This is a genomic window from Priestia sp. AB (assembly GCF_028369225.1).
Lineage (GTDB): Bacteria > Bacillota > Bacilli > Bacillales > Bacillaceae_H > Priestia > Priestia megaterium.
Map to the genome: position 1 here is coordinate 320,869 of NZ_JAQMYN010000004.1, position 12,492 is coordinate 333,360.

14 protein-coding genes and 1 other RNA gene are annotated in these 12,492 nt (G+C 39.4%); 6 read left to right on the forward strand and 9 right to left on the reverse strand.

Translation table 11 applies throughout. The features are described from left to right. Positions 1-110: 110 nt before the first annotated feature. The 4 genes from POF52_RS14840 to POF52_RS14855 all read right to left on the reverse strand — a co-directional run bounded on the left by POF52_RS14840 (position 111) and on the right by POF52_RS14855 (position 3,771). Positions 111-1,508: an NCS1 family transporter gene (locus tag POF52_RS14840; protein ID WP_271993286.1), complete on the reverse strand. Its 1,398-nt coding sequence runs from the start codon at positions 1,506-1,508 to the stop codon at positions 111-113. Positions 1,509-1,753: 245 nt separating this feature from the next. Further along, positions 1,754-2,017, reverse strand: a complete 264-nt coding sequence (locus POF52_RS14845) for an excalibur calcium-binding domain-containing protein (RefSeq protein WP_176584320.1) — start codon at positions 2,015-2,017, stop codon at positions 1,754-1,756. A 104-nt stretch (positions 2,018-2,121) separates the two neighbouring features. Then, positions 2,122-3,054, reverse strand: coding sequence for a class A beta-lactamase (gene bla / locus POF52_RS14850; RefSeq protein WP_271993287.1), 933 nt, complete (start codon positions 3,052-3,054; stop codon positions 2,122-2,124). A gap of 171 nt (positions 3,055-3,225) precedes the next feature. Beyond that, on the reverse strand, positions 3,226-3,771 hold the full coding sequence (locus POF52_RS14855) for a cupin domain-containing protein (RefSeq protein ID WP_271993288.1): 546 nt from the start codon (positions 3,769-3,771) through the stop codon (positions 3,226-3,228). Positions 3,772-3,908: 137 nt separating this feature from the next. Between POF52_RS14855 and POF52_RS14860 the strand changes: the two genes are divergently transcribed. Beyond that, the gene (locus tag POF52_RS14860) at positions 3,909-4,526 is read left to right on the forward strand and encodes a LysE family translocator (protein WP_176584323.1); all 618 of its coding nucleotides are present in this window, start codon (positions 3,909-3,911) and stop codon (positions 4,524-4,526) included. A 117-nt stretch (positions 4,527-4,643) separates the two neighbouring features. Then, a complete protein-coding gene (locus POF52_RS14865; protein WP_176584022.1) occupies positions 4,644-4,826 on the forward strand; it encodes a hypothetical protein in 183 nt (60 codons plus the stop codon). Positions 4,827-4,851: 25 nt separating this feature from the next. Here the strand turns inward: POF52_RS14865 and POF52_RS14870 are convergent, their stop codons facing one another. After that, positions 4,852-5,166, reverse strand: coding sequence for an MGMT family protein (locus POF52_RS14870; protein WP_176584324.1), 315 nt, complete (start codon positions 5,164-5,166; stop codon positions 4,852-4,854). Between the two features lie 354 nt (positions 5,167-5,520). On the opposite strand from POF52_RS14870, the gene POF52_RS14875 reads away from it, so the two are divergent. Then, entirely contained in the window at positions 5,521-6,072 is a 552-nt protein-coding gene (locus POF52_RS14875; protein ID WP_271993289.1) for a MerR family transcriptional regulator, read from the forward strand. A 32-nt stretch (positions 6,073-6,104) separates the two neighbouring features. Here the strand turns inward: POF52_RS14875 and POF52_RS14880 are convergent, their stop codons facing one another. From POF52_RS14880 to rnpB, 3 genes are all read right to left on the reverse strand, one after another. Beyond that, positions 6,105-6,989, reverse strand: a complete 885-nt coding sequence (locus POF52_RS14880; RefSeq protein WP_176584326.1) for a LysR family transcriptional regulator — start codon at positions 6,987-6,989, stop codon at positions 6,105-6,107. Positions 6,990-7,347: 358 nt separating this feature from the next. Further along, positions 7,348-7,737, reverse strand: a complete 390-nt coding sequence (locus tag POF52_RS14885; protein WP_176584327.1) for a VOC family protein — start codon at positions 7,735-7,737, stop codon at positions 7,348-7,350. 221 nt (positions 7,738-7,958) lie between these two features. Then, positions 7,959-8,347: RNase P RNA component class B (gene rnpB, locus POF52_RS14890), an RNA gene on the reverse strand. A 248-nt stretch (positions 8,348-8,595) separates the two neighbouring features. On the opposite strand from rnpB, the gene POF52_RS14895 reads away from it, so the two are divergent. The 3 genes from POF52_RS14895 (at position 8,596) to POF52_RS14905 (ending at position 12,194) form a co-directional block, all read left to right on the forward strand. Next, positions 8,596-9,414 (forward strand): histidinol-phosphatase, encoded by an 819-nt coding sequence (locus tag POF52_RS14895; protein ID WP_176584328.1) that lies wholly within the window; start codon positions 8,596-8,598, stop codon positions 9,412-9,414. Positions 9,415-9,704: 290 nt separating this feature from the next. Next, positions 9,705-11,285 carry a histidine kinase N-terminal 7TM domain-containing diguanylate cyclase gene (locus POF52_RS14900; protein ID WP_271993290.1) on the forward strand — a complete coding sequence of 527 codons (1,581 nt, stop codon included), beginning with the start codon at positions 9,705-9,707 and terminating at the stop codon, positions 11,283-11,285. Positions 11,286-11,429: 144 nt separating this feature from the next. After that, on the forward strand, positions 11,430-12,194 hold the full coding sequence (locus POF52_RS14905; protein ID WP_271993291.1) for an MBL fold metallo-hydrolase: 765 nt from the start codon (positions 11,430-11,432) through the stop codon (positions 12,192-12,194). A gap of 69 nt (positions 12,195-12,263) precedes the next feature. Here the strand turns inward: POF52_RS14905 and POF52_RS14910 are convergent, their stop codons facing one another. After that, on the reverse strand, positions 12,264-12,401 hold the full coding sequence (locus tag POF52_RS14910; protein WP_162871491.1) for a hypothetical protein: 138 nt from the start codon (positions 12,399-12,401) through the stop codon (positions 12,264-12,266). Positions 12,402-12,492: the final 91 nt, after the last annotated feature.

Sequence of the window (12,492 nt, forward strand, 5' to 3'; positions counted from 1 at the left end):
TTCTTTACTTTACCCACTTTTTAGGAAACTAGACAAAGAGATTTAATCTGACGCGATAGAAAACAAACAAAAAGCCTTTGCGGCAAGCAAAGGCTTTTATCGATGGAATGTTAGTATTCAAAGATGGTTCCTTTTTTAAATTTTGAATGTTTAAAAGTAAATTTCGTCAAAAGAATATACGCAACTCCTGCAACTACCACTCCTATAATCCAACTCAAATCGACTTCGATAAACGCAGCACCTGCACCGATGAGCATCGCAAGCATGGCGCATGGATTGCAGCCGGAGAACGGCCCTTTTTCTTGATACAATTCTTCTACGTTTACTCTTTGTTTTCGTAAAATATAGTAATCGACTAGTAAAATAGAAACAATCGGCCCTAAAAAAGCAGAGTAAATTAAAATGAACAGCCCAAGACCTGCAGCTGACGAATCTTGAACAAGCACCCAAGGGAATGAACAGAAAGCAAGCAGTCCGGTAATCGTAACCGCTACTTTATAGTTTGCTTTTGTCAGCAGCGTAATCACATACGTAGGCGGAATAATATTCGCCACCATGTTTACGGCAATCACGCCAATCACAATAAAAGCCGATACAGCGACAGTGATATACGAATTATCCACTACAACCGCGAACGCTTTAACTGGATTGGAAATACCCGTAGCAGAAGCAAGCATTGCCCCGATTGTAAGAACGAATCCATAGGCTACTAGAATTGGTGTAAAGTATAAGAACCCACGCTTTGTGTCGCTAATTCCTGGCTTCAGTTCTCTAGAGTAATCGGCTGCGCTTAGAAAAATCGCTGCATAATTCCCCATGAACATCATAATGAAAGAAAAGAACGGAAGTCCCCATGAACCTTTTGTATGTACCCACTTCTCCCCTACTACTTCACTATGAGAAGTTAAAAGAACGCCGAATACGTAAACAAGGCCAAGCAATATGATGATTGAAGCAAGCATCTCTACCCATTTAACCGCGTGGAAGCTGTACAGGGAAAGCACAATTTGCAGCAGCTGAATGATAATAAAACAAAGAACAAGATTGTCAAAAGACCCTTTACTCACAATTTTCCCGATTTCGTTTAAAGCTGTACCGCCTGTCCAGCTTTGGAAACCATACCAAATGATCGCTGGAATACCTCGTAAAAGAGACGAGATAACGGATCCTTTTATTCCAAAAGACATTCGAAGCTGCATCACATACGGTATGCCGGTCTTATAGCCAATTCGATCGTTTAATACAAAAAAAGTAGAAATAATACCAATGGCAATAATCGCTGCCACAAACGTTTGAAAAAGATTTAATACCGCAGTACCTGCAATTACCAAGCTAGCTCCAAGCGTCATATTTCCTAAATTAACGCCGTCTCCAATCCACATAAACATATAAGACATCGGAGTTAGCTTTCGATCACTTTCCGCTTTTGGCTTTAGTGACGGATCAAGACCTGCATCTTGATGAGAATGCACCTCTTCGATAACGGAATTTGTTGCATTTGTAGACACTATACACTCAACTCCTTTTTTATGATATTTCCACTCTCGTTCCTTACATTAGATGTAAGTTAAACTAACATATACATAGTTTATACAAATTCCAACGGAAGTTCATTATTATTTATGTGAATTTTCTGATATTATTTTGTGCGATTTGACTAATTTTTGACCTCAGCTCGCAATATACAGAAGTTGATGATAATAAAAAATCCAAGCGCTTATTATAAGCGCTTGGATGAGTGATGAGCTAGTATTTATTTTTCACAGGCAATGTAGTCTTTATCTCGATCTAGCTTTGTATTGGCATCATACAGTGATTTTGACACATACGGTTTGTACTTTGTTTTGCCGCCTTTATTTTTCACATTAGCCGCACGAGCTACGCCGCCTTTGTAGTCTTTGTTTAATTCCGTGCAGTTTTTGTAAGATTTAGCTGCCGCATCTACGCTTGAAACTGTGCTAAAAGATACGCTCGTTAATAAACCGAAAGATAGAACAATTGGAAAAATCTTTTTCATAAGAGATACTTCCTTCCTATACTTTTCCTAATTAATAATAGAATGTTCTATCGATCTTTTCAATCTTTTTTTTACATTTAAACTACTATTATCCAAATTTATTTTTATTTACGAGTAACTTTAAGAGCCTTGACCGCTTGTTTAGCCGCTTCTGCAATTAGTTTATCATTATACTCCACATCTTTTTCCGTACGATTGGAAAGGATCGCAAGAACAATTGGCTCTCCGTTTGGCGGCCAAAGAATGGCAATATCATTTCGCGTTGCGTATGAGCCTGCGCCTGTCTTATCGGCTACTTCCCAGCTTTTCGGCACGCCCGCTCGTATTAACGCATCCCCTGTTGTGTTTCGCTTCATCCAATCTGTTAAAAGTGCACGTTTGTCTTCAGGAAGTGCCTGTCCAAGTACATATTTTTGAAGACTTGCAGCGAGTGCTCTTGGTGTACTTGTATCGTGGGTTTCTCCTGGATTCACTTCATTTAAATCCGGTTCAAAGCGCTCAGGCAGCGTCACATCGTCTCCTATGTTTTCTAAAGCTTCTTTAAATCCGTCCGGTCCGCCCAGCTGCTGCAGAATTAAGTTCCCTGCCGTATTGTCGCTGTAGCGAAGTGATGCATCCACGAGTTCTCGAAGAGTCATGCCTGTATCCACGTGCTTTTCTGTAATTGGATTATAGTTTACAAGGTCATCCCGCGTATAAAAGATACGCTCGTTGAGATCTTCGATTGACTTCTGCTGTAAAAGTGCGCCGACAGCAAGAGCCTTATGAGTAGACGTATAGGCAAAACGCTCGTCCGGGTGATACGTTACCGTTTTATTTGTACCGGTATCTAATGCATAAATGCCAAGATTCGCATCATATTTGTCTTCAAGCTTAGCAAACTCTCGATCACTTTTAGTTTCTTGTCTTTGACATTTTACCGTTTCGGCATGTACCTCGCTGCTTGAAAAGCCTACAACCGCGGCGCACGAAAGAGCGAATACAGGCAGCATTTTTTGGAGCTTTGAAGCGCGAAACATCTTTTTCCATGTCTTCATTACCCTTCAACACCTTTCAAAAAAAGTATTTAGTATGTATTCTCTTAGGTAGAGATTACCAACAATGCTATTTTATCAATTGTTTACTCTCACAAACATGATAGTTTTATCACATTTATATAATAAAAGTGTCTCACACTGAAGATGAGCAGTATAAAAACCGTAAGTACTTTAAAAAACAGGCGGCGTAACGGAAAATAAAATAACGGCTTTCTCTTCAAACGTATTCTCCCATTTATGATTCAGATGCGAAGGGATTTTGACACTATCTCCTTTTTCTAGCACATATACTTCCTCTTCCAAATACACTTTAATTTTCCCTTCTAAGACGTATGCCACTTCCTCTCCTTTATGTGCTAAAGGAGCTTCTGATGAAGCCATCATCGATGGTACTTCCATAATTGCCGTAGCTAGATTCCCTGTGAAATCGGGTGATAACAGCGAATACGTTAGCTCTTTTACCTTCATTGTTTTACGCTCATTCGACCTTACGACTAAATGAGATGTGTTTATTTCTTCGAGCAAAAAACTGAAGGTAGGCGCATCGAAGCTTTTTGCTAAAAGTTTAAGCGTTGAAATGGACGGGTTAGCTAATCCCCGTTCAATTTGACTTAACATAGATGGCGTGATGTCCGCTAATTTTGCTAATTCTCGACTGCTTAGCCCCTTTTCTTTTCGAAATTTCTCTACTTTTTTTCCAATATCTATGTTTTCCATGATGATTCCTCCGTAAAAGATGTTTAATTATATTTAATTTTATTAAATTAAACTTAATAAACGGCGTTACTTATGTTAAATTATATTTAATAAATAAATTATAATTTAATACTATCACAGTAAGGAGGAAGAAAAAAATGAATGACATCTTGACCTTTTTGGTTCTCACATTATTTGTTATTATGAGTCCTGGTATCGATACTGCTCTTATCACCAAACGAACGATGGTAGATGGACAAACGGGTGGCTATAAAATGGCGTTAGGATTAGCAAGCGGTTCTTTAGTTCACACACTCGCCGCTACGTTTGGTTTATCAGCTCTTCTTCTTCAGTCAGCTCTTGCATTTGAAATCGTAAAATACGCAGGAGCCGTCTATTTAATGTACTTAGGAATTTCTGCTTTCCTTTCTAAAAAAAACGATACAGGTTCTTCTGCAAAAGAAGAAAAAACAAAAGAAACATCTGCTTTTCGTCAAGGTCTTGTCTCAAACGTTCTAAATCCAAAAGTGGCCGTGTTTTTCTTAACTTTTTTACCTCAATTTGTTCAAAGTGATCAAAACGTAACGCTTCAATTACTTCTGATGGGAATAACCTATACGATTCTGGCTATCACGTGGTTTTTCGTATTCGTCTTTTTTATTAACTATTTACGAAAATGGCTCACAACACCTAGCGTTCAGCGCTTTATGGATAAAGCAACGGGCGTCGTGTTAATTGGGTTTGGATTAAAGCTTGCTTTTGAAAAACATAAATAAGAAAATATGTTAGTTGAAGGAAGTTCCGAACGAGTTTGATTCTTGATGGAGAATCAAACTCATTCGGATTTTTTTATTATGATGGTGGACGCAGGTCTAATCAGGTGCTTCTAGCTATTGATTGGTGGGCAAGACGAAGAGTCCTGCGGGAAAAGCGGAAATGGTGAGACCCCGCGGGAGCACAAGCGACGAGGAGGCTCAGCGGCCGCCCGCGGAACGAAGTCTTGCACGGAAATTAATGGCGGTGTCACAAGCGGTTCAGCTCCTTTATCTCGTTTGTTCATCTTTAGATGGAATTGATTTCGTTATATCTCAATTTCTTTTGTTATTTATACACGTCAGGTTCATAGAGATAGACTTTAAGATCAAGCTTTCCATCCGAAGAAACGAGTATTCCTTCCGCTTCGAGGGAAAGTTTTTGAACAACGTACATTTCTTCGTTTTTAAACCCAATTTCTCCTTTAGAATTAATGACTCTGTGCCAGGGAAGATTATGTTTCTTACTCATCGAATGCAAGACTCGTACAACTTGCCTTGCACCTCGGGGACTACCAGCCAAGCGGGCGATTTGTCCGTATGTCATTACTTTCCCCGATGGTATTTGTTTAATAAGTGCTACTGCTCGTTCTGTAAAACTCAAGTCGCTCCTCCTTTCGTTTCTTCTTTAGTACAACATTACCATATTAAATAAACAGTGAAGTAATCACTCGATTTTTCTTCAGCAACATTATAAGATAATAGATAAGCGGTCCACTCATCATTGTTTAATCTACTTCAGACAAGTGTTTGCTGATTATTCCCTATTCTTCAACTAACAAATCTTTGTGGGAGTGCCAGCTTATACCTCATTTATGACACTGTGATTATAAAAACGTTACAGAAACCAACACAGCAAAGTACGTAGAAGCGTTACGTGATAAGATAAACAGTAGATACCAGTACAATTTCAAATGGATGCTGACGAATAAGTAATCATTTAAAAAGTGGTGAGAAAATGACAAAATGGCTTAGTGTAAAAGAATTATCTGAAGAAACGAGTATTCCTACTTCAACCATCAGAAGATATATAGATAAATTCCAATATTTCTTTATACAAAAAGAGGATCATCGACCAAAACAATATGAAGCTGCGGCTGCGACCGTTTTACTGAAAATTAAGCAGCTTTATGATGAGGGCTGTCAAGCAGAAGAAATCAATGAAGCGCTGCAAAAAGAATTCTCTTTGACTACAAGCGAGGATCAAGCTGCCGTGTCTCTAGAAGAAGCCGAAGAGGACACAGCAGAAGCAGCTGACCAGCCCGAGGCCGACGACCAGCAGCCGACACCTCCCGAACAGCCGGTACAGCCGGTACAGCCTTCACCCCAACAAGAGCCTGATACAAAACAAATTCTTCAGGAAAAAGATAAGCAGCTCATTCAATCTTTGCGTAAAAGCTTGCGTGAACAGCAGGCCATTTCAGAATTAGTAGAAGCTTCAAAAGAAAGCAGCGTAGTAGGTAAAAAGAGATCGATTATAAAACGATTATTCCAACGAAAAAAGGACTAAGTTTGTAAACAAATCTAGGCTACGAAACACCTTTATTTCTGCTCATGGAATTTATGTAAAACAAAGTTTCTAAACTGTTTAACAGCCGGCGATAGATACCTTCCTTCAATCCATGCTAGTCCAATTACTCGGTGGCAGTTGGCTTTAGCTAATGGGATTTTCACTATTTTACTTTGATCGATTCCGTGTAAATCTGGAAGGATAGAAATTCCTAAGCCGGCTCCTACAAGTCCCGCTACGGTATCAGCTTCCTCTCCTTCAAACATGATGTGAGGCTTTACCCCTGTCTCTTCAAATAACTGCTCAAACGTAAGGCGAAGAGAAAAACCTTCTTTTAAGTGAATAAAGGATTCCTCAGCAATTTCTTCTAGTGCAATACTTTCACGGCGAGCGTACCGATGATTTTTTTGCACAATCACAAACAGTTCTTCACTCCAAAGATGACGCCATTTAATAAACGATTTCTCTTCCATCGGCGCAATCAAACAAAGATCCAGTTCACCGAGCTGCAGCTGCTCAAGAAGAACGTGAGAAGGACTTTGCCTCAGCTGAAAATTCACCTTAGGATATAAGCGGCGAAACGACGCGATTAAATCTGGAATCAAATCTGTGCTGAGCGTATGTAAAAATCCAAGTGACACCTGCCCTTTTTCAGGATCTAGCAGCGCTTGAATTTCCTCCTGTCCTTTATCAAATTCTTTCATTATGTTATCTACACGCTTTAAAAAAGCTTTACCATATCGATTTAATTGAATGGAACGTCCTTGCCGGTCAAATAGAGGCGCTCCTACTTCCTCTTCAAAACGAGCGATTGAACGACTGAGCGCAGGCTGCGTAATTAACAGCTCTTCTGCTGCCCGCGTCATATGCTGCGTACGTGCTAGCGTTTGAAAATATTTAAACTGCTGCCATTCCATTTTACACCATCTCCTTATCAAGCGGCTCTACTCATTACATAGATGTATGAAAAATATGATTATAATGAATTATACATTATAAATAGCGAGTGTTACGATAAAAATTGGAAACATACTCGAGGATGTTTTTTGTTCATCTTGACGATTGCTGTATACGGCATCTATAAAATTTTGTAATCATCATTTTCTAGAAGAAAGAAGGATTTGGTATGAAACGTAAGGAAAGTTATTAAAAAGCTAACTAAGATATCGTAGTAAATACACATCAAAAAAGACCTTTCTATCACCATAAAAGAAAGGTCTTTTTTGAGAATCTAACACACATTTTTTCTTGTATGTACCTCTTAAAGTAAACTTTTTAAAGTTTAACCCGTTCTACTAACTGCAGCAACTCATCATTAGGTCCGTGAAATAAAATCATACGGCCGCCTTCAAGCGTTGGCTGAGGCTCAGATGATAAAAATTCAATTCCTTTGCTCTTATAATGTTGAATTGCCTTATTTATATCTTCTACCGTAAAGGCAAGGTGGTTAACAATCCCGCTTTTGTTATACTCTCCAATTGGATCAATATCTCGAATGAGCTCAATTTCAATACCCGGCTGTTCTTCAAGATACAAAAAAGCCATCTCTCTCTTTTCGTTAGAGCCTTGAAGGCGAACTTTGAAGCCAAACATATCACAGTAGTAGTGAATCGTTTCATCCATATTTCCAACAATAATTGCTGTATGCTCCATTTTTTTAATCATGAATATTCTCCCTTTCCCCGTATTTAGTAAGTACAAGTAAACTATACCGCAATTTAGACAATATGTATTTCCATATACCTTGAATTCTCATACTATAGTTAGGGAAATTCAAGCACTCTATCAATGGGTCGGCTATGATTTGAAAAATAACAAATAAAAAAACAAACCTCATTGGTTTGTTTTGGTTACGTATTTTATAGTCAGTCTCTGTTTCAACAACGTTCGATAAGCCATGTTTTGTACCTTTGTACTGCAAACGATTTTACTCTCGTACTCAGGCGGTAATCATCTATCTACGATTACACATGTAACCGTCCGTCTCTCCGTTGAATTCCTTAGAGACAGTTCCCCTACCATTGTTTGGGTTTCTCGCTCGTGGGGTTTACCGCGTTCCACCTTTGCTGTTTCCAGCAAAGCTTCGTCACTGTGGCACTTTCAGGGATACTCGACCATATCCGAGGACTTAGGTGGTTTTTCCCGCCGTCAGCTAAGCTATAAGCCAAGCTGCCCTAGCTTATTTTTTCACTAGGCACGAACACTACGGGCATCTCAGCACCGTGCGAGCATGGACTTTCCTCTACATCAAATGATGCAGCGATTACCTGAACGTTATTTCAGATCGTGTATGAGTAGTATATGTGTTTTAGCTTGCCGAATCAAATGTAACTTTTGGTATGGATTCCATGTCAATTTTTGCAGTAAATTAAATAAAATAACTTGTTTCTGTACACTCTTTTTAGTAGATGAAACATCCGTAAGCCCAAGAAATATTCGCTTCATCCATTTCTAAGGGTGATACTTTGTTTCTCTGTAGAATACTCTATAAACCACATAAAAAGATGACAGAGGTGATGAAAAATGAAGGCTGACTTAAAATTTGATTTTCATACCCATCACGACCGATGCGGACATGCTCGCGGAACGATTCGAGATTATATAGAGGCATCTATTGATAAAGGCCTTGATATCATTGGGATTTCGGATCATTCTCCTTATTTTGCGAGCGAAGAAGACCAGCCGTATCCTCACATTGCGATGGGAAAAAGCGCATTCTCCGGATATGTAGCTGAGATTTTGAAACTAAAAGAAGAATATAAAGAAAAAATTGAAGTGCTGTTAGGCGTAGAGTCTGATTTCTTTCCCCAGCATGCGGAGATATATCGTAGCTACTATAAAAAATATCCGTTTGACTACATAATCGGCTCTGTCCATCAAGTTGATGAAGTCAGCATCTTTCATAAAACGCGCTGGGAAGGTCTTTCTCAGCAAGAAAAGCAGCGCACGAAAGAAACGTATTATCAATTGATCGAAGAATCTGCCCGGAGCAAAATGTTTCAGATTCTTGGCCATATTGATGCCATGAAAGGATTCTATCCTTCTTTTTCTTCTATTCAGACAGCTGTAATCGATCAAACGCTAAAAGTGATTTCAGCACATGACATTGCTATAGAAGTGAATACATCAGGCAAAACCAAAGACTGCGGAGGCTGGTATCCTGCAGACGCTATTTTGGAAAGAGCCCTGCACTACGGGGTACGCATTACATTTGGTTCCGATGCCCATGACCCGGAGCGCATTGGAGACGACTTTGAACTAGTAAAAAAGCGCCTTAAAGAAATAGGTTTTACAGATTGGGTCTTTTTCAGACAGAAAAAAATGCAGGTGACACCTTTGTAAAACAGTAAACTTAAATACAAATATGCCTGAAGACACGCAGATGAAGGAACATCCCGTGTTTTCAGGCATGTGTTTTTTACCGAGAAACTTTGACTTTTGTAGCTGAAGATAAATCTTCTCCGTTCGTTTCAGCTACTTGTTGTTTAGGCACCATTTTTTCATCGTCCAGACCTATCCTTATAGTCCCTCTACTATCTCCAACACTACTAATTTCCTACATAAAATATCCACATTTCATTTCAATTGTGCTACATTTAACTAAAAATGATTTCTTAATGAGGGACACGATTGTGAATTTAGATTTAACAGCTTATATAACGCTTATCTGTACGTCCGGTGTTCTTAATTTATACTTGTGCTTTTACGTGTTTATTAAACGTCACCACTACAGCAATATTGCGCATTTATTTATTCTTCATACAGGTTTCACCGCTATTTATTGTATGGGTGCGGCCTTTAGCTTACTATCTGTTAATCTTGAGGAAATGAAATTTTGGACCGTCGTTCAATACGTGGGCATGCCTTTTTCGCCTCCTGCAGGGCTGCTGTTTGTTATGCAGTATGTCGGCATAAAGGTAAGGAAAAAACATATTTTTGCCCTTTTTATCATTCCATTTATTAGTTTGATTATGGTCGCAACAAATAACTGGCATCACCTTCATTACCGCGTGTTTGAAATTGACCCAGTTTTAGGTGCTCCTTACATTCATCAAGAAATTGGACCATGGTACACGATTCACGGCATGTTCATCTTTTCGTCTATGTTCGTTGCTTTTTTTCTCGCCGTTTACCGCTGGAAAGAAACAGCCAAAGCTTACCGCCTGCAGTTAATTGCATTAATGGTCGGGCAATTAGTCCCTATCGTCACAGCTTTTGTCTATTTAATGGGCTTTACGCCGCAGGGAATTGATCCAGTTCCGATGGTTTTATGGGTTTCTTCTTTTTTATATTTATGGTCCATTAACTCATCGGGTATGTTTACAGTCATGCCCGTTGCGAAAGATGCGATATTTAACAGTATCAATGACGGTGTTATCGTGCTTGATGAAGCTTACAGATTAATTGAATTTAACTTAGCGTCGAAGAACATGTTTCCGCAGCTGAAGAAAGCGATGTTTGGAAAACGGTTTGCTGATATTTGGTTCACGCTATCGGGCAGTTCATTTCCTTTTACATTCGAAAATAAAAACAGCAGTCAAGAGCTGCAGCTTTTTTCTGGGGACCAATCTCAGTATACGCATCAAGTTCGCACCTCTCCTTTGCAGTATGCTAACAACAGTCACGGCTTGCTGCTTATTTTTACGGATATCACGGAACTAAAAAGACTTCAGCTAAAGCTTGAAAATCAAGCTTATTACGATGAGCTGACGCAAATTTATAACCGCAGGGCATTTTTTCAGCACAGCAAGCAAGCGTTCGATGAAGCAAAAAAGTCCGCTTCTTCTTTTACGCTTCTTTTACTTGATATTGATTATTTTAAAAAAGTGAACGATACGTATGGTCATTATACCGGCGATCAGGTGCTTGTACATGTCGTAAAAGCCTGCCAGTCCGTATTACCGAAAGGAGCGCTTTTTGCTCGGTACGGCGGTGAAGAGTTTGTACTCACGCTAAAGGGCTATACATCATCAGAAGCTGAGGTCCTTGCCAATCAGCTTCGCAGGCACGTTGAGACTCAGCCCTTACGTATCAATGAAGAAACCATTTCTGTTACGCTAAGCCTTGGAGTAGCCCAAGCAGCAAAACAAGAAAACGACACGTTGGATGACCTTTTAAATAAAGCAGATATTGCTCTGTACGCTGCCAAACAAAACGGACGCAACCAAGTACGTTTGTATGAAGAGAAAAAAGAAATGCTAAAAAGAACCTGAACATCATTGTTTCGGTTCTTTTTGCTTTTGACTAATATTCTTTCATTTATCAAGTAAAAGGGCTAAAAGACTTGATTTTGTTTATGTATTTGAAAAACGCTCATCTTATAAACTGTATGTAGATCAAAAAAAGGAGAGATAGAGATGAAGATTACACATATTCGAAATGCTACTTTACTTGTTGAATACGAGGGAAAAACGTTTTTAATTGATCCTATGTTAGCGAAAAAAGGTACGTACCCTCCTTTCCCAAATTCGATCAGACAAGATCAAAACAACCCTTTAGTCAACTTACCGATATCCGTTGAAGAAATTATTGCTGATGTAGATGCGGTTATTGTCACTCACCTCCATTTAGACCATTTTGACGATGCCGCTAAACAGGCATTGCCAAACGATATCAAAATGTTCGTTCAAAATGAAGAAGATGCCTCAGTAGTAAAAGAAGCTGGTTTTAAAAATGTAGAAGTACTTACGCAAAACACGGTTTTTGAAGGCGTTGAATTAATCAAAACAAAAGGCGAGCACGGAAGAGGAGAAATTTTAAAGCGTACTGGTTTAGTGTGCGGCGTTGTTTTTAAACATAAGAGTGAAAAAACCCTCTATGTAGCTGGAGACACGGTATGGTATTCCGCTGTTGAAGAAGAAATCAACACCCATCAACCGGATGTCATTGTCGTAAACGGTGGTGATAATCAATTTTTAGAAGGCGGTTCTCTTGTAATGGGGAAAGAAGATATTTACGAAGTTTTTAAAGCGGCCCCTCGTGCTACGATTATTTCTGTCCATATGGAAGCTGTAAATCACTGGACGCTATCAAGAGAAGAGTTAAAAAGCTTTATCAACGAAAAAGACATGACATCTCACGTCTTTGTTCCAGATGATGGCGAGGTTTATACTTTTAAGTAGAAGAGATTGAGACATAACAAAATCATTCCAATCTAAAGACGGACAAATGAGATCACTTGAATCGCTCGCTTATGACACCGCCGTTGATTTCCGTGCAAGACTACGCTTTCCGCGGGCGGCCGATGAGCCTCCTCGTCGCTTGCGCTCCTGCGGGGTCTCATCTGTTCCGCTTTTCCCGCAGGAGTCTTCGCCTTGCCCTCCAATCAACGGCTAGAAGTAACTAAATTGAGTAAACCTACCTTCCCTCTGCCAATAAAAAATTCGACCGATTCATCGTTCAGGTCACCCTTCAACTAAC